Origin of the sequence: [Micrococcus luteus] ATCC 49442 (genome assembly GCF_010367585.1) — a bacterium.
GTDB lineage: Bacteria > Actinomycetota > Actinomycetes > Actinomycetales > Micrococcaceae > Arthrobacter > Arthrobacter luteus_A.
The window spans coordinates 549,920-574,190 of record NZ_JAAAXP010000001.1; the positions used below are offsets into that span (position 1 = coordinate 549,920).

Annotated in this window: 25 protein-coding genes and 1 riboswitch; of the genes, 14 read left to right on the forward strand and 11 right to left on the reverse strand. The window is 65.7% G+C overall.

The features are described from left to right. The first annotated feature begins 73 nt into the window (after positions 1-73). Positions 74-1,840: an NAD(P)/FAD-dependent oxidoreductase gene (locus GUV69_RS02555; RefSeq protein ID WP_164199439.1), complete on the forward strand. Its 1,767-nt coding sequence runs from the start codon at positions 74-76 to the stop codon at positions 1,838-1,840. Continuing rightward, positions 1,824-2,690 carry a hypothetical protein gene (locus GUV69_RS02560; RefSeq protein WP_164199441.1) on the forward strand — a complete coding sequence of 289 codons (867 nt, stop codon included), beginning with the start codon at positions 1,824-1,826 and terminating at the stop codon, positions 2,688-2,690. Before GUV69_RS02555 ends, GUV69_RS02560 begins: the two co-directional genes overlap by 17 nt. Positions 2,691-2,791: 101 nt before the next feature. Here the strand turns inward: GUV69_RS02560 and GUV69_RS02565 are convergent, their stop codons facing one another. Next, positions 2,792-3,616 (reverse strand): CAP domain-containing protein, encoded by an 825-nt coding sequence (locus GUV69_RS02565; protein WP_164199443.1) that lies wholly within the window; start codon positions 3,614-3,616, stop codon positions 2,792-2,794. Positions 3,617-4,020: 404 nt separating this feature from the next. Between GUV69_RS02565 and GUV69_RS02570 the strand changes: the two genes are divergently transcribed. Next, a complete protein-coding gene (locus GUV69_RS02570) occupies positions 4,021-4,605 on the forward strand; it encodes a hypothetical protein (RefSeq protein WP_164199445.1) in 585 nt (194 codons plus the stop codon). 18 nt (positions 4,606-4,623) lie between these two features. On the opposite strand, the gene GUV69_RS02575 is transcribed toward GUV69_RS02570, so the two are convergent. Continuing rightward, the gene (locus GUV69_RS02575; RefSeq protein WP_164199447.1) at positions 4,624-5,523 is read right to left on the reverse strand and encodes a DNA/RNA non-specific endonuclease; all 900 of its coding nucleotides are present in this window, start codon (positions 5,521-5,523) and stop codon (positions 4,624-4,626) included. 128 nt (positions 5,524-5,651) lie between these two features. Here GUV69_RS02575 and GUV69_RS02580 point away from each other — a divergent pair, with 128 nt between their 5' ends. Then, positions 5,652-6,062: a hypothetical protein gene (locus tag GUV69_RS02580; protein WP_164199449.1), complete on the forward strand. Its 411-nt coding sequence runs from the start codon at positions 5,652-5,654 to the stop codon at positions 6,060-6,062. Between the two features lie 44 nt (positions 6,063-6,106). On the opposite strand, the gene GUV69_RS02585 is transcribed toward GUV69_RS02580, so the two are convergent. Further along, a complete protein-coding gene (locus GUV69_RS02585; protein WP_164199451.1) occupies positions 6,107-6,358 on the reverse strand; it encodes a hypothetical protein in 252 nt (83 codons plus the stop codon). 68 nt (positions 6,359-6,426) lie between these two features. Continuing rightward, the gene (locus GUV69_RS02590; RefSeq protein ID WP_164199453.1) at positions 6,427-7,635 is read right to left on the reverse strand and encodes an aminotransferase class I/II-fold pyridoxal phosphate-dependent enzyme; all 1,209 of its coding nucleotides are present in this window, start codon (positions 7,633-7,635) and stop codon (positions 6,427-6,429) included. A gap of 258 nt (positions 7,636-7,893) precedes the next feature. Here GUV69_RS02590 and GUV69_RS02595 point away from each other — a divergent pair, with 258 nt between their 5' ends. After that, entirely contained in the window at positions 7,894-8,436 is a 543-nt protein-coding gene (locus GUV69_RS02595; RefSeq protein WP_164199455.1) for a flavodoxin domain-containing protein, read from the forward strand. A 45-nt stretch (positions 8,437-8,481) separates the two neighbouring features. On the opposite strand, the gene GUV69_RS02600 is transcribed toward GUV69_RS02595, so the two are convergent. Continuing rightward, positions 8,482-9,381: a diacylglycerol kinase catalytic domain-containing protein gene (locus GUV69_RS02600; protein ID WP_164199457.1), complete on the reverse strand. Its 900-nt coding sequence runs from the start codon at positions 9,379-9,381 to the stop codon at positions 8,482-8,484. Between the two features lie 8 nt (positions 9,382-9,389). Further along, positions 9,390-10,433, reverse strand: coding sequence for an SPFH domain-containing protein (locus GUV69_RS02605; protein ID WP_164199459.1), 1,044 nt, complete (start codon positions 10,431-10,433; stop codon positions 9,390-9,392). A 102-nt stretch (positions 10,434-10,535) separates the two neighbouring features. Between GUV69_RS02605 and GUV69_RS02610 the strand changes: the two genes are divergently transcribed. Further along, on the forward strand, positions 10,536-11,270 hold the full coding sequence (locus GUV69_RS02610) for an NUDIX hydrolase (protein WP_164199460.1): 735 nt from the start codon (positions 10,536-10,538) through the stop codon (positions 11,268-11,270). A gap of 222 nt (positions 11,271-11,492) precedes the next feature. Then, complete coding sequence (gene ppk2 / locus GUV69_RS02615; protein WP_164206159.1) at positions 11,493-12,425, forward strand: polyphosphate kinase 2; 933 nt, start codon at positions 11,493-11,495, stop codon at positions 12,423-12,425. A 51-nt stretch (positions 12,426-12,476) separates the two neighbouring features. Here the strand turns inward: ppk2 and GUV69_RS02620 are convergent, their stop codons facing one another. Together GUV69_RS02620 and GUV69_RS02625 are read right to left on the reverse strand one after the other, a co-directional pair. Then, on the reverse strand, positions 12,477-13,235 hold the full coding sequence (locus GUV69_RS02620; RefSeq protein WP_164199462.1) for an SDR family NAD(P)-dependent oxidoreductase: 759 nt from the start codon (positions 13,233-13,235) through the stop codon (positions 12,477-12,479). Positions 13,236-13,776: 541 nt separating this feature from the next. Then, the gene (locus GUV69_RS02625) at positions 13,777-14,307 is read right to left on the reverse strand and encodes a MarR family winged helix-turn-helix transcriptional regulator (protein WP_164199464.1); all 531 of its coding nucleotides are present in this window, start codon (positions 14,305-14,307) and stop codon (positions 13,777-13,779) included. A gap of 128 nt (positions 14,308-14,435) precedes the next feature. On the opposite strand from GUV69_RS02625, the gene ribA reads away from it, so the two are divergent. Next, positions 14,436-16,325, forward strand: a complete 1,890-nt coding sequence (gene ribA, locus GUV69_RS23570; protein WP_208786570.1) for a GTP cyclohydrolase II RibA — start codon at positions 14,436-14,438, stop codon at positions 16,323-16,325. An 11-nt stretch (positions 16,326-16,336) separates the two neighbouring features. Here the strand turns inward: ribA and GUV69_RS02635 are convergent, their stop codons facing one another. After that, the gene (locus GUV69_RS02635; protein ID WP_164199466.1) at positions 16,337-17,545 is read right to left on the reverse strand and encodes a globin domain-containing protein; all 1,209 of its coding nucleotides are present in this window, start codon (positions 17,543-17,545) and stop codon (positions 16,337-16,339) included. Between the two features lie 129 nt (positions 17,546-17,674). Here GUV69_RS02635 and GUV69_RS02640 point away from each other — a divergent pair, with 129 nt between their 5' ends. After that, complete coding sequence (locus GUV69_RS02640) at positions 17,675-18,580, forward strand: ribonuclease Z (RefSeq protein WP_164199468.1); 906 nt, start codon at positions 17,675-17,677, stop codon at positions 18,578-18,580. Positions 18,581-18,644: 64 nt separating this feature from the next. Next, complete coding sequence (locus GUV69_RS02645; protein WP_164199470.1) at positions 18,645-19,616, forward strand: dienelactone hydrolase family protein; 972 nt, start codon at positions 18,645-18,647, stop codon at positions 19,614-19,616. 66 nt (positions 19,617-19,682) lie between these two features. On the opposite strand, the gene GUV69_RS02650 is transcribed toward GUV69_RS02645, so the two are convergent. Then, on the reverse strand, positions 19,683-20,537 hold the full coding sequence (locus GUV69_RS02650) for a C40 family peptidase (protein ID WP_164199472.1): 855 nt from the start codon (positions 20,535-20,537) through the stop codon (positions 19,683-19,685). A gap of 3 nt (positions 20,538-20,540) precedes the next feature. Then, positions 20,541-20,711, reverse strand: a riboswitch (cyclic di-AMP (ydaO/yuaA leader). A 250-nt stretch (positions 20,712-20,961) separates the two neighbouring features. Here GUV69_RS02650 and GUV69_RS02655 point away from each other — a divergent pair. Continuing rightward, positions 20,962-22,218 carry a coiled-coil domain-containing protein gene (locus GUV69_RS02655; RefSeq protein WP_244292595.1) on the forward strand — a complete coding sequence of 419 codons (1,257 nt, stop codon included), beginning with the start codon at positions 20,962-20,964 and terminating at the stop codon, positions 22,216-22,218. A gap of 33 nt (positions 22,219-22,251) precedes the next feature. Here the strand turns inward: GUV69_RS02655 and GUV69_RS02660 are convergent, their stop codons facing one another. Beyond that, on the reverse strand, positions 22,252-22,629 hold the full coding sequence (locus GUV69_RS02660; RefSeq protein ID WP_164199474.1) for a cupin domain-containing protein: 378 nt from the start codon (positions 22,627-22,629) through the stop codon (positions 22,252-22,254). 218 nt (positions 22,630-22,847) lie between these two features. Here GUV69_RS02660 and GUV69_RS02665 point away from each other — a divergent pair, with 218 nt between their 5' ends. Genes GUV69_RS02665 through GUV69_RS02675 form a run of 3 tightly spaced genes read left to right on the forward strand, consistent with a single transcriptional unit; the run spans position 22,848 to position 24,233 of the window. Continuing rightward, positions 22,848-23,222: a TraR/DksA family transcriptional regulator gene (locus GUV69_RS02665; RefSeq protein WP_164199476.1), complete on the forward strand. Its 375-nt coding sequence runs from the start codon at positions 22,848-22,850 to the stop codon at positions 23,220-23,222. Next, positions 23,219-23,761: a DNA alkylation repair protein gene (locus GUV69_RS02670; RefSeq protein ID WP_164199478.1), complete on the forward strand. Its 543-nt coding sequence runs from the start codon at positions 23,219-23,221 to the stop codon at positions 23,759-23,761. Before GUV69_RS02665 ends, GUV69_RS02670 begins: the two co-directional genes overlap by 4 nt. A 31-nt stretch (positions 23,762-23,792) precedes the next feature. Next, positions 23,793-24,233, forward strand: coding sequence for a DUF1810 domain-containing protein (locus GUV69_RS02675; RefSeq protein WP_164199480.1), 441 nt, complete (start codon positions 23,793-23,795; stop codon positions 24,231-24,233). Positions 24,234-24,271: the final 38 nt, after the last annotated feature.

Consider the following 24,271-nt stretch of genomic DNA (forward strand, 5'->3'; position numbering starts at 1 on the left):
GCGCTCTTGTCCCCACTGTCCCAGCGCGGGTATCGTGGGCGCCACCGAACCATTGAACCGAAAGACGGCGGCCATGGATCACTCGGTTCCGGTCATGCTGATTGCCACCACGGACCCGGCCTCCCGGCGCATTCTCGGAGATGAGTTACGCCGACGGTACGGGGCCGATTACGAGGTGGTGACCTGCGCCGACTACGCCCACGGACGGGCGGTGCTTGAGGGTCTGCGGCGTTGGAAGCGCCAGGTTGCCCTCATCCTCGGATGCTACGGACCGGATGACCACGGTGGACTCGAGTTCCTGCGGCGTGCCTATGGCTTTCACCCGGCAGCCAAGCGTGGTGTGGTGGTGATATGGGGGGATTTCGCGAGCGCCCCCGTTGTGTTCCGGGCGATCGCCCAGGGGTACGCCGAATTGATGATCATCCGTCCCGAACGATCGCGCGATGAAGAATTCCATGGGGCGATTACCGACGCCCTCGACGACTGGCACCTGGCCCAGGGGGTCGGGTTCGAGGCGGTCCGGCTGATCGGGGAGATGGGAGACGAAAGGACGCATACGTTGCGCGACTCCCTGAGCCGGAACCACATTCCGGTGGGCTTCTACCCTGCCGGGTCCGAGACGGCGGAACGGACGCTGGAAAGCGTAAGCCTGCGCGATCCCGTGCTGCCCGTCATGGTGCTGCAGTTCACCGCTTCACCAATTGTCCTCGAGAACCCGAGTGACCTGGAGATCGCCCAAGCGATGGGGGTGACGCGGCCGCCGCCGGCGGACAAGATCTTCGATGTGGTGGTCGTCGGAGCCGGTCCCTCCGGTCTGGCCACCGCAGTGTATGCCGCCTCCGAGGGCCTCTCCACCATGGTGGTGGAGGGAGAAGCTGTAGGAGGCCAGGCCGGCACCAGTTCACTGATCCGCAACTACCCGGGCTTCTCCCGCGGCGTGAGCGGCGCCCACCTGGCGTACCGCTCGTTTCACCAGGCCTGGACTTTGGGCACGGACTTCCTGTTTATGCGGACGGTGGAGGGGCTCGGCGTAGACAGGGGGTTGTACGCAGTCTCGATTTCCGACGGGAGCGTCGTACGGTGCCGTGCCGTTGTGGTGGCCACGGGCGTGGACTACCGTCGCCTCGGCATACCTCAGCTTGAGAATCTGGTCGGCAGAGGCGTTTTCTACGGGGCCACAGTCTCCGAGGCGCCGTCGATGGCCGGAAAGCACGTCTGTGTGGTGGGTGGCGGCAACTCGGCCGGACAGGCGGTTCTGCACCTTGCGAAGTACGCAAAGAAGGTGACGCTGCTGGTGCGCGGACCCACTCTGTCGGTCAGCATGTCGGAATACCTCATAGCCCAGCTGGAGGCCACCCGGAATGTTTCTATCCGTTACAGCACGGCCCTGGTGGGGGCCCGCGATCAGGACGGGTTCCTTTCCGCCGTCAGGGTCGCCGCGTCCGGAGCGGCCGACGGAACCCCGGGTGAGGAGATCGAAGCGGGCGGCTTGTTCGTGCTGATTGGTTCGGTGCCGCGGACCTCCTGGCTGCCCGGCACCATACAGTGCGACCCGGCCGGGTTCCTGCGTACCGGGGCCAGCCGGGAGGCCGGCGACGCCGCGTCCATCAGACCGGGCAGGCAGCCATTGGCGCTGGAAACCAGCATGCCTGGCGTATTCGCGATCGGAGATGTGCGGTCCGGTTCGATCAAAAGAGTGGCTACCGCAGTGGGGGACGGTGCCACGGTGGTCTCTATGCTTCACGCGTACCTGGCCGAAAACCCACTGCCTGCCCCGCCCCCGGCCAGTGGCGAGACAGCCGCACCCGAGGAGCTGCCCGGTGATGGCCGCATCAACTGAAATCTCACCGTTGATCCCGCAGATGCGCTGGCTGCTCTACGTCGCTGCATTTCTGGTGTTTCTCGCCGGGCTCGTGTTATTCGTGTTTCCGCTCCGGACAGCGGAATGGTTCGCGTGGACAGTCAGTCCGCCCATGACCGCGGTTTTCCTCGGGGCGGCCTACTGGTCGAGCGCCGGCCTGGAGGTGACCGGCGCCCGCTCAGCGGGTTGGGAGTCAGCGAGGCTGGCGGTCTGGCCCGTGTTCGTCTTCACGACATTGACCTTGGGAGTCACTCTGCTTCATCTCGACCGCTTCCACCTGTCGCCGGACGCTGCCCCCCTTGCCCAAGTTGCCACCTGGGCGTGGCTGGCAATCTATGCGATCGTGCCCGTGGCGATGCTCGTCATCAGCTGGATGCAACTCAGGTCCCGGCGTCCTGCCCCACAGGCCGTGGCGGCGCGACGACCGGTGCTGCCCACTGCGCTCCGCTTGCTCCTGATGGGAATCGCCGGGGTGCTGCTGGTATATGGCGTGGCGCTCCTGGCAGTTCCTGTTCAGGCCGCGACGTGGTGGCCGTGGCCCTTGTCCGAGCTCACTGCGAGGGCGGTCGGAGCGTGGCTGGTCGGTCTGGGCTGGTCTGCCGCGCAGGGCCAATTGAGCGGCGACCGCCGCACCGTTCGCCCCGTGGCCCTGACCTCCGTTGTGTTCGTTATTCTGCAGGCGATTGCCCTGCTGCGGTACGGTGACGCCCTGACATGGCCGAGCGCACAAGCGATCGGGTTCTTGACCGTATTGCTCGCCATTGGTGGGGCCGGCGGATGGGCGCTCGCACTATCCCGTACGCCGGAAGCCCGGGCAGGAGCTACGTGAGAGTGGGCATCTCCGAGGCTAGCCGGGTTTTGTGATGTCAGGTCCTGAGAGAGCTCGCCTTCGAGCGGAACGACGGCGGCTGGCCGCCGTCGTTCCTTTGCTTACTTCCCGTAGGTGGCGAAGTTCTGGGTGGCAACCAACTGCGCGCCGTAGGGGGAGCCTGAGGCGAGCCGGGCTGAGCCGAAGCCAAAGTCGGTCAGGCCGGCGTTGAGCATGTTGGCGTTGTGGCCCGGGGAGGCCTTCCACGCGGCGAACAGCGCATCGGCGTCGGCGTTTACCGCAATGTTCTCCGCGGAACGGGTCCAGCCGGACGGGATCTGGGCGGCTGCGTCCGGGTTGTGCCGGAAGCCGGCGCTGCCCTGGGCGTTAATGTCACTCATCATGGTGTTAGACCAGCTCTGCGCCACACTGGCGAGACCGGCGTTGTAGCGCAGCGCGGCGAGGCCGTTGGCTACCCGGTATTGATTGACGAGCTCGAAGGACCGCTGCGCTACGGCGTTGGACGCCGCGCCACCCGCTGCCGGAGGCGCGGGAGCCGGCGGGGCCGGGAGGGGGGCTGGAGCCGGGGCTGGAGCCGGAGCGGGTGCCGGGGCGGGGGGTTGGACCGCTGGCGCCGGTGCCGGAGCTGCGGGCACCGGAACCTGCACGGGAGCCGACTCTTCCGGAACCGGCACCTCAGCCGCGGGTACCGCAGCAGGAGACGACGTCGCAGGAGCGGACGTTGGCGGAGCGGTTGCGGGCGTCGAGGCGGTTGGAGCTGCGGAAGGCGTCGCAGGTGCCGGGGACTCTTCGCTGGCTGTGATCCAGTTCCACCAGTCCACAGGCCAGGAGGCGGCGCCGGCAGGGGTGGACGCGCCAATCAGCAGTCCACCGGCCAGGGTGAGGGTAATTACGGAGGCAGTGATATGTTTCTTGTCCTTTAGCACCCGGAGAACAGTACCTACTGCGTCCGCCGCACTGCACATTGAGTGATTTCGCTCACCGCAGTGAATAACGGATCAGCGGTGAATAGTGTTATGGCCCCCTGGAGGGCCCCTCGGGTTTGGGTCCACTTCCCTGGCGGCTGAATTGTGTGGCTGCAGCCGAGTGCACCAAGAGGCTCCATGCACTCTTCCCGGAGCTTCTTACCTGACCTAAAATGAAGTTCGGCAGCCCCGGAGCGATGGCACGGGGTGGCCCCGGGTCTGCACCGCGGACCCTTTCCAGACTGCCCTTCGTGGCTTGTTCCCGTCTGCCGTGCGGCTTTCCCCGGTTCGATGGTGGCCTCATCCGCAGGTGGCGGAGGTTGCCCTGCCCTGACCGGGCACCGGCATCAGTCAGAGGGGAATCCGTGACCTTGCCCGTCGGGCCGTACCAGAGCCCTAACGAACCGCTCACCGCCGCCGTCCACAACGCCGGGCATGTTGTGGGGTGCTACGCAGCCGGGCTGTCCCTGCATAGTGCAGTGACCGGGGAGGTATGCCGGGGTACTCCGCTTGGACTGAAGCGCGTGGCTGATCACTTCAGTTGGGCTCTGATCTGCTGGACCGGTCCCGCAGCCGAAGCCGTGCTCGCAACAAGGTCCGGTACTCCGGTGCAGCACGCTGCGGAGTGGATCTGGGCTCAATACCGAGCGGGATCCTCGGACCCGGAAGCCGGCAGCCATCCCGAGCCGGCGGAAGCCGATCCGGCCGTCCTGGCGGTAGCACTCTCCGTCGCCGACGCGAACTGGAAGGCCATTGAACGGATCTCGACGGCGCTCGCCGCAGCAGCCCAGCACGGGCACCGGATGCCAGGCCTCAGCCCACGGCAGGTCGGGCACCTGATCGGCACTGGCGCCGGGGAAGACATCGCCGGCGCCTTCGGCATCTGGGAGCCCGCCATGGCCGGGCTCAGGGAATCCCGCCGCCAGGCGGCCGGGAACCCGTGGTCTTAGCATGGGCGGGAGCGGGGCCTAGTCGCCGTTCAGGTCGAAGTCCAGGTCCAGGTCCTCGGGGGAGAGGAGCCTCCGCCAAGTCGACGTGACCCGGGCGGTGGGCAGCTCTGACGCGATGGGCATCCGGTCCACCGCAATGAGCTGGTCAAGGTGCAGGCCCGTCAGGGCCGCGATGTCCCGGATGGGGACTTGGAAAGTCAGGAACGGACCCAGCGGGGGAGCCTCGTCGACAGCCCCGGGCGGCGGCACGTCAGGCAAATCGGCAAGCTGTGGTGTCTGGTCCACAACATAGCCGGTGGCGGAGAGTTCACCGTCCTGGAGGAACACGGCCACTTTGAAAAACAGCAACGGAATATCCACGCCCCGGTACACCGGATCGGTATCCCCGAAGATGGGCCCGGTGAACACAACCAGCCGCCGGCCGTAATCTGCGGCATGCTCCAGCAGGTAGGACTCCAGGCCAAGCCACAGATCCAGGCCCTGGTTGAACTTCGCCGCCTGCGGTGCAGCGTTGGTGTAGTGAAAGGTGTCCTCGTTCGCCTGTGCTGCCTCGTCACGCGTGGCACCCCAGACAGCGGAGGCACGCCGCACGAGGTGCCCGCGGTCCAGGTCATTCCGGGCGTAGAGCCGCTCACCGGTTTGCTGGTCTTCAGTGAGCCGGGGATCCAGCCGCCACCGGATGCCGGACCGGTCCAGATCGATAAGCCTCTGCCCGTCGATCCCAAGGGCCGTGACCGCGGCCAGCCGCTTGTCCAACCGCATCAAAACGGAGAAGTGTGTGTAGGGCAGGAGGACCGTCTCCACGCCTGCCAAAGTGGGCGCGGGAACCGGAAGCCCGAGGAAATTGACATCGAATCCAGCCCGGTCCGACAAATCCCGGGCGCCAACGGCGTCGGGTACCAGCATCAGTTCATCCATGGCCGGACACTAGCATCCCGGGATGACACCGGGATGAATTTTCGGTGGCCGCAAGGCTGTGCTCTGCCTGAACCAGCCAGGCAGCGTTGTGTGCCGCGCCAGGCCGGGGCCGCTAGGCTCGCCTTGTGATGAGTTCGCAAAACGGCAACGAACACTATGTCGTCCTTCCATGGTGGAAGGGCCGGTCACTGCCGTGGGCGGCGTTGGTCTTGGTCGCCATCGTTGTCACAGGTGCTGCCCTGGAACGAACGGCGTTCCTGGCGGACGTGCCCGGCCCGGAGTTCATCGAGCGGGTGCGGGTGGGCAGGCTGTTGATGCTCGCCGGTTCTGCCGCATCGCTGGCAGCAGCCGTCTGGTCCCAGATCCGGGGCAACCCGCTGTGGGTCACCCTCTGCGTTGCCTCTCCGGCAGCACTGGTGGGCCTGGCCACGATGATCATGACGCCACCGTCGCTGACTCCACAGATCGCCGCTCTCATCGCCCTGCCGGCAGCCCTCGCGGGACTCATCGGGGGGCTGCTTCCCCGGCCCAAGGACTGAACGTGCGGCCCGGACAGTGTTGCCTGGAGGGGTTCCCGCAGGGCTTACCGGCGGACTTTCCTGACTCTCAGGCTGAGCCGCCTCGCCGAAGTCACGGTGCTGTCGCCGGCGACAACGCGTACGCGGCGAGGCGTCCTGCCGCGACGTTTGCCGGCAAGTTCACCGGAAGCCGGCGCCGACCGTACAAGCGAGGATCCACTCCTCCTGCGCCGGAACCGCACGATGACGAAGGCCGTGATGCCCAGCCATGCGATGGCCACGCCGATCACGAGAACAACCGCTGGCACCGTCTCCATGGTCAAGTCTAGATCCGAACTGTAAGTAAGGCTTACTAATTTCCCGGGTCACGTTTCGCGGTCAGGAATCACGCATGGCTTCCCTTCATTGCCGCTTCGAAGGCCGGCAGGCTGCGTTCGATCATGTCCTCGTTGGCGGTCAGGGAGATCCTGAAAAAGCCCGGGGTCTCGAACAAAACACCCGGAAATACGAAAACGTCCCGTCCGGCGAGTGACTCGGTGAACGCCACGTCGTCCGGAGTCGGCGAAGGAATATAGAGATAGAACGTGCCCTCCGGGCGCCAGACACGGTACCCCATGCTGCCGAGCGCATCGATCAGGCGATCCCGTCGGCGCTGCAGCTGGCCGACGTCGATGGTGAACTGCTCCAGCTTGGGAAGCGCGTGCTGGAGCAGGGCGTTCGGATACACCCAGCCCATGGCCACCTGCAGGCCGGTGATGGCCGGTCCCATCTCCTCGCGCTCCGGCAGCGTAGGCGGCAGCGCCAAATATCCCACGCGCTGCCCCGGCGAGAGGTGGGTCTTGCCATAGGAGTAGGCCAGCAGGGTGTGCGGGTAGAACTCCACCGGGCTGTGGAAGCGCAGGCCGTCATACACAATCCGGTTATAGGCTTCGTCCGAGACCAGGTAGATCCGCCGTCCGATCCGTGCCGAGGCCCTCTCCAGCAGTTCTGCCACCCTGACCAGCAGCTCGGGCGGATATATCCTTCCCGTGGGATTGTTGGGTGAATTGACGATCAGAACCCTTGTCCGCTCAGTGATGGCACCCTCAATTGCGTCGAGATCCAGATCAAACGTCGTTGTGTCGATGTTGACCTTCACCGGGACGAGTCCGGCTTCAAGGATCAGCGGCTCATACAGGAACCATGGCGGCAGGCTGTAGATAACTTCATCGCCCGGATCGGCTACGGTTTTCAGCGCCAACGCGATCGCGGCGAAGCCTCCGGTGGTGAGGTAAATGTCCTCGGGGCGGAATGCTACTCCGAGCAGTTGCTGGAGGGATTCCGCGGCAGCCTCCCGGGCGGCGTCGCCGTTGGTCTGGTAGGCGAACCATTGGTCGTTCAGCGGGGTGAGAGCCTCGCGCAGCGTATTGACGTAGCGGTCCGGCGGCATCTGGTGCGGGTTGCCAAACGTGAAATCACAGCCTCCCGCGTGGCTCTTCCGGCGCGCGTTGGTTTCCCTGAGGTAAGCGTCAACGCGCTGGTAAGAGGGGATCGAGGCCAGCCGTGCTGCACGGCCGGATACCGCTGAGATGGCTCGGGCTGTTGGATCGTTCATGTTCAACGCTCCTGTGCACTGCTGAGCGAGTAAAGGGGGCCGACGGTGGCTGGGGGCAGTGCGCACGGTCTCGGTACGCACCACACACCGCCGGCCCCGATGTCCACACTAGGAGGAAGGCAGGGGCCGATACACGAGTAGTGAGTACTCGTTTCGCAGATGCAGGACTACCCGCCCGAATAACAATCCCGCGGCGGGACTTATGGCACGTTCAAACCGGCCCGGCTTCCGTGAGACTGGGAAGCGAAGGAGGCTGCGATGACTGTCCTTGTTGCCTACGCGAGCGGGCTGGGTTCCACGGCGGAGATAGCCCAACATATGGCGTCCCGTCTTGCGGCTGCCGTGGACGCTGTCGAATGCCGTTCCGTGGAAGAGGTGGAGTCCGTCTCCGGTTATGAGGCCGTCATAGTGGGCAGCGCCATCCATAACCAGGCATGGCTGTCCCCGGCCGCGGCGTTCTTCAGCCGCCTTGCACCCGAGCTGGCGACACGTCCTGTCTGGGCCTTCAGCGTAGGAATGGCCGACGCTTTGCCAAAGCCGTTCCGCAAGCGCGCTGCGGCACTCCAGCTGAAAAGAGTAGGGGAGTTGCTGCCCCCGGAAGTTCCGCTTCGCGGCCACGTGATCTTCTCCGGTGTGTACCAGTCCGATCAGATGCCGGCACCGCTCAGGATCGTGTTCCGGCTTGCGGGCGGCCGATTCGGCGACTTGCGGAACTGGGCGGACGTCAATGCCTGGACGGATCACATTGCAGCCGACCTCGCTAAGCCCGCTGCCACGTCCCCGGGCAGTGGCACGCCGTGACTTCCCCCCCCCACGGATGAACCCGGTGAGGGCGGCGTAGAAGGATTACGCCACCAGCCGCAGCGGCCTCTCGCCCAGCTGCACCGTGATTTCCTGGCCCCATGATGCCGACAGGCGGTCATCTTCCATCCCGTCGCCGAAGATCACCAGCCGGTCGGAGGCCACGGTGATGCGGAGTCCTTCCCCCGCCGCCAGCACACCCTCGGTCAGGGAGGCGCCGGTCGCGGGGGAGGGCCATGCCTCGCGGACAAACCATGCAAGCCGGGCGTCCGTGGGTGCCGGCAGCGGGCGTCCGCCGCGTTCGAGGGCGATTGATGCGCACCAGCCTGTGGCGCCCGTCCCGGTGGAAACGATCAGTCCGGACGAGGACTGACGCTCTGCCTGGCCGCCCGGCGTGGTGAGCTGGTATCGCGCAGACTGGTGCGAGGCGTGCCCAATGAATATTTCGTTGAGGCCCGACAGTTCCTGGCCGTCGTCGAGCCGCGCGGTTACCGTTGTGAGTTCCTGGCAGCGCAGCTGTTCCACCGGCCCGGCCAGGGCCGCGCGCTGCAGGAGTCTTGCCGCAGCCTGAGGCGAGTGCCGGACCAGGACACCCGGATTGATTCCCGGCTCAGGGTCGACTCCTATCACGGGCTGGCCGCTAAGGTACTTCGCCGCATTGGCCACCAACCCGTCCTGACCCACCACGGCAATGATGTCTTCAGGGGTGAGCAGGAAGCGGCTCAGGTCCGCGCGTTCCACTTCAGCGTGCCGCCATTCGGCGGGGACCGCGGCCCGGAGGGAGGCCAGGGCAGCGGTGAGCCGGTCATGGCGCTCCTGGACGTCGTGGATGCTGCGGCCCCGGGTGCGGAGGAAGAATTCGGCCTGGCCCCGGGTGGCGTGCCGGTCCAGTAATTCCTGGAGCTCGGTGCGCCGGTGAACGAAGACGAGACGGGGAGTTGCCACGAGGGGCCCTACTTTTCGAGCCGGCCGGTGGCGCTGGCAGCAGGTGCTCCTGCCCCCGCCGGCTCCCGGAACAGACCCGCAAGCGCCCCGCTGAGGAGATCCGGTGTGATGGTGAGGTTGCCGATGCTGGGGAGTGATCCTGCTGCCTCACGGAGGGCCAGGGCCAGCAGCGTGGCCTGCTCCATGTCCCGGTAGACCTCCATTGTTGCGGCCTCGCGCGCGGCTGCGGCCTCACCGACCAGCCGGATCTGGTTAGCTTCGGCGGTGGTGGTGATGCCCTGGCGTTCGGCCGAGGCACGCGCCTCGATCAGTCCAGCGGCGGCTTTTTCCTCCGCCTGGCGCCGAGCGTTGGCACCCTCCTGGGCAACCAGGTGTTCGCGCCGCGTGGCCAGTTCGATCTGGCTTGCCATTTCGTTCTCGGAGATCGTGCGTTCACGTTCGACGGCGACCGCCCGGCGTTCGTACACGGCACGGTCCGCTTCGGACTGGAGCTGTTCGCGGACCGGCGTCTGCAGGGCCCGTTCGACGTCCGCTTCCGGCCGGACCGCCAGGACCTGCACGCCGAGGATTTCGATGCCGGTGGACAGGAGACGCGCGTCGGTGCGCAGCGCTCCGGTGAGGACAGTGCGGAGCTGGCTCACCCCGCGTTCAAGCGCCTCGGCGAGTGTGGTGGTGGCGATCTGGTCAATCGCGTGGCTCTGGCACAGTTGGCCGATGATGGTGGCCACCTGCTCGCGTCCGGTGGCCGGTGCTGAACCGGCAGGCTGGAGCCCGAAGTCGAGCCGGCTGGATACGGACACGGGGTCGATAAAGCGGTAGGTCACGTTGGCCTGGACGCTGACATCCTGGTGGTCCCGGGTGATGGCGTGGAAGAGCGTGGGCAGTTCCTGGTCATCAACGGGAACCTCGCTGAGCACGGAGTTCGCCGGCCGGAACCAGAACGCCTGGCCGACCCCCTGATGCCTGACCTGGCCTTTTTGCAGGTGGACGACGTAACCGGTGGGGCTGCCCAGGAAGTGGCTGATCCAGGGGTAGCGCTTGATGCTGGCCATGGTATTCTCCTCTGATCGCTTTTCGTCAAGCTGACGATAACTAGACGATAGGTTCCATGGCGACTTATTGTCAAGGTGACGATAAGTATTTAGGATGGCTTCATGCCAGCAACCCACCAGGAGCCCGCGCGCTTTCCGGTAACGGTCGACGTCGTCGCCCTCACCGTGCGCGACGGCGAACTGAGCGTCCTGCTCATCAATCGTCTTTTAGAACCCTTCCGCGGGAAGCCCGCCCTCCCGGGCGGTTTCGTCCTGGCGGGTGAAGAGTTGCTGGAGGCGGCAACCCGGGAACTTGCGGAAGAGACCGGCGTCGAGCGTCTCCCCGGCTACCTGGAGCAATTGGGCAGTTACGGTCCCAGGGGACGCGATCCGCGCGGAGACATCCTGACCGTTGCCCACCTGCTTCTCGCGCCTGATTTTCCAGTACTGTCGGCAGGGAGCGATGCCGAGCACGCAGCCTGGTACCCCGTCCGCGAGGTCCGGGGTGGCGACGTGCAGCTGGCCTTTGATCATGACCGGATCATGGCGGATGCCGTGGAGCGGGCCAAGTCAAAGCTCGAATACTCGCCGTTGGGTGCTGCCTTCTGCGGCGAGGAATTCACCATCGCCCAGCTAAGGGCGGTGTATGAGGCCGTCTGGGATACGCGCCTGGACCCCCGGAATTTTCACCGCAAGGCGACAGGAACCCCCGATTTCCTGGAAGACACCGGGCGGATGACCACAGGCGATACCGGCCGTCCGGCAGCACTTTTCCGGCTTGCGGCGGCAGCCCGCCCGGCGGCAGGCCAGCCGGCCAAGGCGGTGCTCAACCCGCCCATAATGCGGCCGCGTCCGTGAGATTCAAGGTCCGTGCCGGGGGTGTAACGGGGTGATCCAGGACCGGCGGCGGGCTGGGGGGTGAGCAGCTGCGGTTGTTGGGGGAACAACCGATGGCTCCGCCGCCGCCGGTCTACTTAAATTTTACGGCGGATCACCGATGGCGGCGCTGCGCGATCAGGCACTTTTCCGGCCTGTGCGTTCGTGAGACGATCCGGATATGACCGGGAGGAGAGCTTGGTGATGCTGGACAGGGAGGCATGGCGGCCGGCGGACCCGTGGTGGGTACGGGACAACCTGCGTGAGGCCATTGACCGGCTGGTGCAGCTCGGGTACACGGTGCGCGGCGGCCAGGGCGAGGATCCGGAACTGATCGATCCTGGCGGCTCCGCCATGCAGACCTGGCGTGAGGACTATCCGTACGAAGAGCGGATGTCCCGGGAAGAATACGAACTGGAGAAATACCGGCTGCAAGTGGAACTGCTGAAGTTCCAGTATTGGGGCCAGGACCACGGGCTCAAGAACGTGGTGGTCTTCGAAGGCCGGGATGCCGCCGGGAAGGGCGGCACCATCAAACGCTTTACCGAGCATCTGGATCCGAGGGCTGCCCGGACCGTCGCGCTGGGCAAACCGTCGGACCGCGAGCAGGGGCAGTGGTATTTCCAGCGCTACATCCAGCATTTGCCCACGGCAGGGGAGATCGTGCTGTTTGACCGCTCCTGGTACAACAGGGCCAATGTGGAAAGGGTCATGGATTTCTGCACTGACCGCGACTACTCGACGTTTATGGACCAGGCCCCCTTGTTCGAGAAGATGCTGGTGGACTCAGGGATCCACCTGACAAAATTTTGGTTTTCCGTGACAAGGCACGAGCAACGCACACGCTTCGCCATCCGCCAGATAGACCCCGTCCGGCGGTGGAAGCTCTCACCGGTGGATCTGGCGTCGCTGGACCGCTGGGAGGACTACACCCGGGCAAAGGAAGAGACGTTTCTGCGCACGGACACGGACCATGCACCGTGGATGACCATCAAGTCCAATGACAAGAAGCGGGGACGGATCAATGCCATGCGCTTCTTCCTGAGCCAGTTCGACTACGACGGCAAGGATGCGTCAGCGGTCCGGCAGCCCGACCCGCTGATTGTGCGCCGCGGGCGCGACGCTGTGGGCGACTGATCCCCGCGGGATACCTCGGCCGACGCCTTAGCCTCCGACGACGGTGTAGCCTCAGATGGCCGTGTAGCCTCCGTCAACAAGGTAGTAACCGCCCGTGATGAAGGATGCTTCCTCCGACAGCAGGAAGCTGACCAGGTGGGCCACTTCCTCGGCTGTTCCGAGCCGGCCCAGCGCGTGCTTGCCTTCGATCACCGAAAGGACTTCGGGGGTCAGGGCGCCCTCCAGTAGCGGTGTCCGGATGTAGCCGGGCCCAACGGCGTTGACGCGCAGGCCCTGGGGTCCGTACTCGACGGCGGCGTTCTTGGTGATTCCGACAACTCCGTGCTTGGCCGCCGTGTAGGCGCCGTTGCCCGGGGCGGCGACAGTGCCGTGCACTGAGGCCATGTTCACGATGGCGCAGTTCTCTGCACCGGCCGCCAGCATTTGCGGGATCTGGTAGCGCATTCCATACAGCACGCCGTTGAGGTTGATGCCGACGACTTTGTCCCACTCTTCCAGATCGGTTTCACCGGCGGGCGCCTGCTTGCCGCCGATGCCGGCGTTGTTCACCGCAAGGTGCAGGGCGCCGTACGTATCGACGGCGTGGCGGACCACCATCTCGGAGTCCTCCTTCCTGGCCGTGTCCTGGCGGACCGCCGAAGCCGTACCGCCGGCGTCGACAATCTCCTTGGCGACGCGCCGGGCAGCCTCCAGGTTGATGTCGGTGACAACCACGCTGGCGCGTTTAGTGGCGAGCTCTTTGCAGACAGCTTCGCCAATACCGGAGCCACCGCCGGTAACCAGGGCAACCTTGCCGGTGAACTGTGCCATGTTGAGTTCCTCTCCGTCTGCACCGCAGCATGTCCGCTGTGATTCACCCGTGCGGGTTCTGCTTCACGGTACCGCTGCGCGGCGGACGTTTGGCGCTTTCTTCCAGTCGGGTTTCCGTGACCGCCGCGGCGGCACCGCCACAGTGGCGCCGCCGCGGCCGATAGAAGCAGGCGTGGCAGGAAAATGTGCAGAATGGGACAAAGGCCCCTGATCGGGGTGGCGGTCCGGGTGTTTCATGTGCGTATGAGGGAGCATCAGTGGGAACTGAAGGCCGTCAAGGCCTTCCATACCTTCGCCTGGTTTACCATCGAGGCCTGCATGATTTATGTGCTGTACTCAGGGATCCGGGGCCAGAGCGACCGGAGGGCAGGAAAGGCCGCCGCCGTGGTGGCCGGTGAGACGCTGATCTTCGCGGCGAATGGATTTCACTGTCCGCTCACGCCCTTGGCGCGGCGCCTGGGTGACCCCACCGGGTCCGTCACTGATATCTATTTGCCGAGGTGGTTTGCGCACAATCTTCCGGCAATCCACGTGCCGCTGATCATCCTCGCCGTGATTCTGCATGCCCGGAACCTTGGCTCCTGGCCACGCCCTGCAGGCAGCGGCCCGCGGGGTCGACGGCGCCCATGATGCGCTTGCCGATGATTCCCAGCTGCCGTGATTGAGCCCTGGTAAGTGGATCAAAAACGAGCTTCCGGACGGCTTCCACGTGGCCGGGGGCGGAATCTGCGATCTTCGCCAGCCCCTCGTCGGTGAGTGTGGCCAGCGTAATCCGTCCATCGGTAGGGTCCGTGCAGCGGCTTACCCAGCCGCGCTTCTCCAGCCGACCCACCACCTGCGACAGCCTGGGCAGGCCTGACTCGGTGAAACCCGCAAGGTCGCTCATCCGGCGGGTTCGTTCCGGTGCTTCGGACAGGCCGGCAAGGACCATGTACTCAAAGTGGCTCAGCCCGGCATCCCGCTGCAGCTGCGCGTCCAGTGCGCCGGGCAGCTTTGTCATCACGCCCACAAGGGTCAGCCAGACCTCGCGTTCGTCACTGTCCAGCCAGCGGGGCTCTCCGGGGTTTTCCATAGGCCAAGTCTACGATATTTACTTCATGGGTGAAGTTTTAAGTCCTCCTAATCGCTTGCGTCGTGAAGTATTGGGCGGTACTGTTTACTTTAATATTCAAGTACTGCCTGCTTTCCAGAGGAGCACAGATGACCGTTATGACCGAGACCGTCGCGCGGCCATATGAACAGCCTGCCACCGTCCGGAGCCAGGTGACTGTCCCGCTGCGCTTCCCGGACGGCTTCGCGGCCACCGCTGAGGTCATGACCTTCCAGGGCCTGGCCGATGGCAAGGAGCACCTCCTGCTTGGACTGGGCCAGTGGGAACAGACGCTCCTGGACCAGGGGCCCGAAAACGCCGCACCGCTGGTCCGGCTGCACAGCGAATGCCTCACCGGTGACGTGTTCGGCAGCGAGCGCTGCGACTGCGGTCCGCAGCTGCGCGAGGCAGTTGAGCAGATTGCCGCCGTCGGGGGTTTCCTCCTGTACCTGCGCCAGGAAGGGCGAGGCATCGGCCTGTACGCCAAGCTTGACGCGTATGCCCTGCAGGACACTGGCCTTGATACGTACGAAGCCAACGTGGCCCTGGGGCGCGGCGAGGACGAACGGGACTACGGCGCTGCCGCCCAGATGCTTGGCGCGCTCGGCGCCGGCCGCGTCCGCCTCCTGACCAACAACCCGGACAAGGTGGGGCAACTCGCTTCCCTGGGCGTTGAAGTGACGGAGCAGGTCCCCACGGGGGTGCATCTCTCCGACGCAAACCTCCGCTACCTGGAAGCCAAGAAGCATCACACCTCGCACACCATCGAGCTTCCGGGCGAACGCCTTCCTGCGGAAACACCCACTGCCGCAGACCTCCCTGCCGCGGGTTCCGCCGTCCCCACCCATGACGAGCTGCTGGCCCGGGTGGACGCGCTAATTCCCCGGCTGCGTGAGCGTGCCGGCGAGACCGAAGAGCTCCGGCGCCTCCCTAAGGAAACCGTTGCCGAACTGAAGGCGGCCGGAGTCTTCCAGATGCTCGCTCCGGCAGCCGTGGGTGGCTTCGGAATGGGGCTTGAAAGTTATGTACAGATGGTGCGAAGCCTTGCCCGGGGCTGTGTTTCCACGGCCTGGACCGTGGGTCACCTCGTAGAGCACGTCTGGATGCTGGCGCGGTGGCCGCAGCAGGCCCAGGACGAAGTGTTCGCCGCCGGCCCGGCCCCCTTGGCTGCCGCAACCGGCGCCCCGCCAGGGGCAGCGAAGAAGGTGCCCGGCGGTTACTCCATCACCGGACGCTGGAGCTTCGCCTCCGGTGTGATGCATTCCGACTGGGCGCTGCTGGCAGTGCAGCACGGCGGTGTCCGGATGCAATGCCTGGTCCCGATGGCTGATCTCGAGTTGCTGGACGTGTGGCACACGGCGGGCCTGCGGGGGACCGGAAGCAATGACCTCCGCGCCGAGAACCTCTTTGTCCCCGCCCACCGCGCCCTGGAATGGAGCCTGCTGGCAGCCGCCGACAATCCGGGCAGCCGCATCCACCCGGACCCGGGCATCCACGTCCCAATGGCCACGTTCCTGAACATGGTTGCCCCGGCAGCTGCTCTGGGAGCCGCCGAGCATGCCCTGGAAGAGTTCCGGGAGCTGATGATGGTGCGCAAGGTCAAACAGACGGTGGAGAAGCGCCAGGCCGATTCGCCGCTGGCCCAGGCCAGATACACGCAGGCCTATGGCCAGGTTGCCACCGCACGGCTGCACTGGGACGAAGCGGTCAGGCTGGTGGCCGCCTCCTTTGACCGGCAGCCGGTGGCCTTCACCGATGCGGAGCGCGCCCGGTACAGGCTCTCCCTCGGCCTGAGCGGCCAGGCTTCGGCTGAGGCTGTCCGGCTCATCCTGACCGGCTCAGGTGGCAGCGTGCACCGCCTGACGCACCCGCTCCAGCGGATCCAACGCGACGTCAACGTGCTGCTCAACCACGCCTCGCTGACCATGGACCCGATCCTGGAACAGGCCGGCAGGGGACTCCTGGACCTCGGATTTGCTATTCCGGCGGAGCAGTTCTAGCGGCTTGAAAACTACTGGAAGTCTGCCAGCCACAGGTCCGGGCCGAATACCTCGTACTGGATGTCCCTGGCGGGGACGCCTTTGGCGATGAGGTCGCTCCGCACTGCCTGGAGGAACGGCAGCGGACCGCAAAGATAGTACTCGGCATCTATGGGCAGTTCGACGGCGTTGACGTCCATGAACCCGGTAAAGGAGGACTCCGCCGCCCCCTGGTCACCAGCCCGGTTCAGGAACCAGCTGTGCAGCGAAGCTTCCGACAGGAGGCCGATGTCCTCGGTCACCTGCTGGCGGAGGGGGAAAGACTCCGGACTGTCGTCGGCATGCAGGAGCATCACGTGCCGCTGGGAACCTGCCTTCACGAGGTGCGAGAGCATCCCGGCCATGGGCGTGATGCCGATGCCGGCGCTGGCCATGACCACCGGCCGGTCAGTGTACTCAAGCACGACGTCGCCGAACGGGGCAGAGAGAACCACTTCGTCGCCCACCTTGACGTCGTTGTGCAGCAGGTTGGACATCTCGCCGTCGGGTGTGGCGAGTCCGTGGACCCTCTTGACTGCGAACTGCCGGTGCTGCCCGTCGTCGGCGCGCGTCAGGCTGTACTGGCGCGGCTGGTGGACACCGTCCTTCATCAGCATTTTGATGGTGACGTACTGCCCGGGCAGCGAGGGCTTGACGTCCCGTTCGTCGGTCCGTTCCACAACAAAGGTGACCACATCCGGTGTCTCCTGGATGCGCTGGGCCACACGCCAGGTCCGCCAGATGGTCTCCGGCGAGAGGTGCACCGCGCCGTAGAGGCCGCGTTCCTTGTTGATCAGCATGTTCCCCATCAGCCAATAAACCTCATCCCAGGCGGCCGCAACCTCCGGCGTGACAGCATCACCGAGCACATCCACGATGGCCCAGAACAGATGGTCATGAACAATCTGGTACTGGTCCGGGCTCAGGCCCAGAGAGACGTGCTTGTGGGCAACCCTGGACAGCAGATGATCGGGCAGCTGGTCCGGCTTTTCGATGAGGTAGGTTGCGAAGGCGGCAATAGACCCGGCCAGGGCCTGTTGCTGACGGCCGTCGGCCTGGTTTCCCCGGTTGAACAGGCCATCGAGCAGGTCCGGCCTCGCGTCAAACATGTGCTTGTAGAACCGTTTGGCAATTTCTTCGATGTTTTCCCCCACCACAGGCAGCGTTGCCTGGATGACGGGGCGGGAAGTGTCCGAGAGCATAATGTGTCCTTCCGTGGTGACCGGCTGAACCAGCTGTGGTCCGGCTTGGCCGTCACAATTTAGCAGTCAGGCAAGGTTCGGAGAAGGGACTTATGGTGATAGCCGGACCGCAATGGGACACTCGGTTTCATGCGTGAGTTCATTGCCCTCGGCACAGCCTCCCAGGTCCCCACACGGACACGCAATCACAACGGCTACGTGCTGCGGTGGGACGGTGAGGGCCTGCTCTTTGACCCCGGCGAGGGAACACAACGCCAGATGATCCACGCCGGCGTGCCTGCCACGCAGATCACGCGGATCTGCCTGACCCATGTGCACGGTGACCATTGCTTCGGGCTGCCGGGAGTGCTTTCGAGGATGGCCCTGGACGGTGTGGCCCACCCGGTCCACCTGCACTATCCGGCTTCTGGAGAGGATATGGTCCGCGCCCTCGTGTCCGTCAGCACCCCCGGGATCGACCTTAGGCTGCACCCGCACGGCAGCGCCGGCACGGTAGCGCCGGGCCTTCAGGTCCGTCCGCTGAAGCACCGCATTGAAACCTACGGCTACAGGCTGGATGAACCTAATGGCCGCAGCCTCCTGCCGGACAGGCTCGCGGCGGCCGGAGTTCACGGCGCAGACGTGGGCCGCCTGCAGCGTAACGGGGTTCTGGGCAGCGTCCGGCTGGAGGATGTAAGCGTTCCGCGGCGGGGGCAGAGCTTCGCATTTGTTATGGACACCGCACCGTGCGCCGGTGCCGGGGAACTGGCTGACCGCGTGGATTTGCTGGTTGCGGAGTCCACGTTCAGTAACGACGACGGCGGGCTCGCAACTCAGTACTCGCACCTCACCGCCGGGCAGGCCGGGGAGCTGGCGGCCAGCGCCGCCGTCGGGACGCTTATCCTTACCCACTTCTCCTCGCGCTACGGCGACGATGTCACCGGGCTCGAGGAGCAGGCGCGGGAGCGCTCGGGCCGTGCAGCCGTGATCGCAGCCAACGACCTGGACCGGATACCGTTTCCGAACCGGCGGCAGGCGCCCGGCGCAGGCCAGTAAGGCGACCCCTTGCGGGACAGCCTGGTTCGGAGCAGGATGTTAGCCTCACGCGAGGAGGCCGGCCATGGTCCAGCTTGGAAAGTTTGAGCGGTACCTGATTGAGGAATTCTTCGACGACTACCGTGCCGGTGAGATGACACACCGCACGTTTACCCGCCGCGTAGCCTTCATCATGGGCAGCATGGCAGCGGCGTCCGCAGCGATGCTGCTGGTGGGGTGCACACCGGAGGAAGTCCCGCGCAGCACAGACCCAATGCCCACGCCCTCGGGTTCCACGACAGGCACTGCCACCGCATCGACGGGACCTGTGCCGGGGGCGAAGAGCCCGTTGTCCGTTCCCGAAGGCGCTGCAGGGCTAACGACGGCGACAGTCCGGTTGGCTGCGGGCGGAACCGACATCAGCGGTTACCTCGCGCGGCCGGACTCCGGCGGAGCAGGTCCGGCCGTGCTGGTCTGCCACGAGAACCGCGGGCTGACACCGCACATCCAGGACGTGGCGCGCCGGTTCGCGAAGGCAGGGTATACCGCGCTGGCCCTGGACCTCCTGAGCAGGGAAGGGGGAACTGCCAGCCTCGATTCGGACGCCGTTTCGGGGGCGCTGACCAAGGCAGGGGCGGCCCGTCATGTAGGCGACTTCGCGGCAGCCTTTGATTACCTCCAGGCCCAGGACTTCGTGGAGTCCGGACGCATTGCCATGAACGGATACTGTTTCGGCGGCGGCATTACCTGGCAGGCGGCTACCGAGCTGCCAGGCCTGAAAGCCACCGCAGCGTTTTATGGTCCGGCTCCGGACCTGAACAAGGTGCCGGCCATCAAAGCTGCCGCATTCGGGGTGTACGCCGAACTGGACCAGCGGATCACCGGCGCGATGCCGGCCCTCCGCGATGCCTTGGCCGCCACCACTGTGACGCATCAGCTCATCGTCTACCCGGGCGTGGACCACGCTTTCCACAATGACACCGGGGAACGCTATAACGAGGCCCAGGCGACCGCTGCGTGGAATGACACGCTGTCCTGGTTTGGGCAGCACGTCTGAGGATGCAGCAGCGGCCGACGGCGGCGGGCGGCTGTGTGCCGACCGCCGCCGTCCAACGGCCTGGGGTCACGCTACGCGGACGAAGGAAGCGCCCTGGAGCCAGCTGATGGAGTGGACCTCGGTCTTAAAACCGTCCACGCCGCCGCTGACAACCTGGCCGTTGCCGGCGAAGACGCCAACGTGACCGGCAGTGATGACAAGGTCACCCGGGGCAGGCGAGCCAACAACGCTGCCGTACTGGTAGAACTGGCCCGGGGCCAGGTCTCCAACGCTCTTACCGACCGAGCGAAGGGCCTTCTCCACCATGGCGGTGCAGTCCTGCTGTACTCCGAGCTGGCCGTAGGCCGCGGCCAGGATTGCCGAGCCGGCAGCGCCGGTCGGGGCCTGGACAGGGGCGGGAGCCTGAACCGGTGCGGAGGTTGACGCCAGCTGGATGCCGGTGTTGGCGGGAGCAGCCGGGGCGGCTGCCGGGGCTGCGGGTGCTGCCGGTGCCGGGGCGGCTGCCGGTGCCGGTGCGGCTGCCGGGGCTGCCTGACCGGCGGCGGGGATCTGGATCTGGTCGCCCGGGTAAATGATCGAGGACAGCGCCAGGCCATTGGCGGCCAGGACATCGTTGAGGGCTACGCCGTTGGCGGCAGAGATCTCGCCCAGCGTGTCGCCGGAGACGACGGTGTGGACATTGGCCGTTGCGGGGGCCGGGGCCGGAGCGACGGCTGCTACCGGTGCGCTGGACTGTGCCTGAACGTTACCCGTGCCGGAGTTGTCCGGTCCGCTGACCCCGGCGTGTGCCGGAGCGCTGAAACCGAAAAACAGGCCTGAAGCGGCGGCGACAACAAGGGCCGGCCGTCCGATCGTCAGGGCAAGGGACGTAGTAGGGGTGGTGGCGGCACGATGGCGTGCGGCAGTGTACTTCTTGGACATGGTTGATTGCCTCTCCCATGCCTGCGGGGTGAGCTGTCGGGTTCGGGTCGGAGACACCCGGCCGTGCGCCACCGTGCAGGACGGGACGCAAACGACTTAACCCCAAGGCCTCAGCTGAAGCCGTGAAAATGTGGTTCCCCCGTCCCTGCCAGTTCAATTGCGCTGGGATCCCGGGTCAGCGGCAGGGCTCGGCATACTGACGGGAATGTCCTGGCTTTGAACCAGGGCACCGAACGACCATAGCCGCTGGTTTTCCCAAATGTCACATTCCGATAACGGAATGTAGGGCCAAAACACGCTTGAAGGTGCCAGCAATTTTTCCTGGTTGTGGTAATAGCATCGCAGGTCAGGCCCCGAAACCGATATATGCCCGGTAAGCTCACCAACTATGTGTCCGATCCCACAAAACAGGCGGCCGTCCGCAGTGGCCGCAGTCCTCGTACTGGCCGTCGCCGGTTCGTTATGCGGCACGCATGCATACGCGGCAGCCGACACCCCGCCCGATGGATACCCCTCATGGCAGGACGTGGAGAAAGCCAGGCAAACCGAGGCCGGCACCGCAGCGGAAGTCGCCAGGATTGGCGACCTGCTGGGCGGATTGCAGACCCGGTCCGAAGCCCTCGGAAATGCCGCCGTCACCGCCGCCGCCGAGTATGCGGTGACCGGGGCTGAGCTTCAGGCGGTCAGTTCGAGGGTGGATGCCCTGGCCGCGCAGGTGGCCCGTGCGCAGGAGGATGCAACCCGTCATAAGAAGGAAATTGGTGCGCTCGCAGCACAGTCGTACAAGACCGGCGGGACAAACATCGGGTTCTTCGTGGCGCTCGACGCCGTGCAGACCAACAGCATGCACGGGCTGAACATCGTCCGGATCGTCAGCGACAGGACGGCGTCCCTGGTCCACAAATCAGCAGAGGCTGAGAAGGCGGCGGAGGCGCTCGCCGGCCAGGAGCGCGCGGCCAAAGCCGAACGCGAACGGCTGGCCGGGGAAGCGCAAACGAAGCTGGCCGCAGCCCGGTCGGCCCAGCAGGCGATGTCGCAGCAGGTCGCGGAGCAACAGGAACGCAGCACCGAACTCACCGCCCAGCTCGCCTCGCTCAAGGGAACAACGGCTGCAGTGGAGGGTGAGTTCCGTCAGGGTCAGGCCGCGCTGGCAGCCTTCGAAGTGTCGCAGGCGGCAAAGCGTGCGGCGGCGGAAGAGCAGGCACGCCGCCAGGCAGCGACCGCAGCGGCCCAGACCCCGGCGAAGCCAGCCCCGGCCGCCCCTGCCCCGCAGAATCCTGCTCCCGGAGTGCCTGCCCCGGCACCTCCTGCTGAAAGTCCGACGCCGAAGCCGCCGCCCGTCGTCGTCCCCTCTGTTCCGGGCGGCGGGGTCAACGACCCCGCAGGCGCCAGGAGCTACGCTGCCGGGAGGCTGTCCGCCTACGGGTGGGGCCAGGACCAGTTCCAGTGCCTGGCGCAGCTCTGGACGAAGGAATCCAACTGGCTGACCACGGCCACCAACCCGGACTCAGGTGCGTACGGCATCGCCCAGGCGCTGCCGGCCAGTAAGTATGCGAGCGCGGGAAGCGACTGGCTCACCAGCTACCGGACCCAGGTGGACTGGGGACTCGCCTATATCCTTGACCGCTACAATTCACCTTGCGCCGCGTGGAACCACTCGATAATCAGGAACTGGTACTGACCGCCTCCCGCCGCCGACCGATCCCGGCCGCGCTCAGCCGCCGGCCGGCTTGGCGAACTCCGCAGCGCTGAGGAATTCGATGCCGACGAATGGCTGGTCGCCGTCTACCCAGGCGTCATGGCCGGGCGGGATGGTGTACGAATCACCGGCGCTGATATTGATCTGGCTGTCTTCGGTTTTTACCGCAAGGGCCCCGGACACGCAGTACCCCACATGGCTGTTCTGGCACGATTCGGTTTTCACCACCGGCTTGATGCACTCCGACCAGCGCCAGCCGGGCTGGAACGTAAACCGGCCAATGGTGTAATCGCCGAGGTTGACGACGTCCACTTCTGTTTTGTCCGGGCGGCGCTTCTCGTCGGGAGCGTCATGGGATTTCGATGCCAGCTGGTTGACGTGGTTTATAGGCATGGTGTGCCGACCTTTTCCTGGGATGGTGCGCTTGCCCGCCGCCTGTCCCTGGCTGCCAGACGGTATCTGCGGCTCTTACGAGTGCCAGCATGCTCCGTGGCGGGACGCTTGTCGATCCCCAATTTCCGCCGGCGCTTCCGCGGGCACTTTCGCGGGCGCGCGATCGTTTGCGGCACAGGATGGGAGAACGGCGGACGGGGCCGCGTTAGGCTTTTCCCATGGCTGACTTCGAACGGTTCCGGGTCCTGCTGGAGGAAGAGCGCGGCAGGAAACTGGCGCTGCTTCCGGCCCTCCGCGCGGACATCTCGTCGGCCAATGCCGCCCGCCAGGATTCCAATGTTGACGATGAACATGATCCGGAGGGTGCCACCATAGCCTTCGAGCTGTCCCAGGCCTCGGCACTGCTGGATCAGAGCAGCGCCGGGCTGGCTGAGGTTGAATCCGCGCTGCAGAGAATTTCCGAGGGCACGTATGGGATGTGTGCCGTCTGCGGCCGGCCGATCGCCGAGGGCCGCCTGGAGGCGCGCCCGTGGACGCCGTACTGCATTGAGCACGCCGCAGCCGGGCGCCGGGACCGGTACGGGCACCCATGAACCAGACAGTCCAGGACGCTGCAGGTTTTATCGACGCCACCCTGCAGAACGAGGGCGCCTGGTACCGGGCTGAGGAAGTGGAATCCCGCCTGGGCGGCACACTGGGTTCCTACGGGTCGTCTGTGGGGGCTGTGCGGGGAACCATCCGGGACGCCGGCAGGAAGTTCAAAGGCCTAGGCCACGACGACGTGACAGCGCTGGCATCGCGCCTCTGGGGACAGCCGGGTCCCGGCCGCCGGCCCGTTTATGAGCGCCGGCTCGCCGCCGTGGTCCTGCTGCAGTCACGGGCGGCACTGCTTCGCCACTCCGACCTGACCCGGCTGGAGGGTTTTATCCGGTCGGCACACACTGCCGAGCTGGTGAACCCCCTGACCGCCGACGTCGTTATTCCCCTGCTTGCAGCGCTCGATGGTGCCGACCGCCAGCGGGCCGCCGTGGTGATGGCGCGCTGGCACGATGACCCTGACCCCTGGGTCCGCCACGCGGCGGCCCTGATCGATGGGATCACCGCTGGAACTGCCCGGCCACGCACCGCCTGAGACCACGCACGCCGACGACAAGGAGACGCACATGGAACACCCCTTCAACATGGAACGCTTCGTTGAGGCCCAAGACAGCGGAGGAACATACCAACAGGCACTGTCCGAGCTGCAAATCGGCGACAAGAGGGGCCACTGGATGTGGTTCGTCTTTCCGCAGATTGCAGGCCTCGGCAGCAGCCCCACGTCCCGGAAGTACGCCATCTCCTCCCTCGCCGAGGCACAGGCGTACTTGGAGCATGACGTCCTGGGGCCGCGGCTGCTCGAGTGCAGCACGGCAATAGCCGCCCACACAGGGCGCTCCGCCGTCGACATCCTCGGCAGGACTGACGCCATGAAGCTGCACTCCTCCATGACGCTGTTTCTGCGGGCGGCACCCGGCGAGACTGTTTTCAAAACGGTCCTGGCGAGGTTCTTTGACGGCGAACCTGATGCCGCCACCGACGAACTGCTCGCCGCGGCCAGGGACTGACCCGCGCGTTCAGGTCAGCCCTTTTCCGCAGGGCTGCG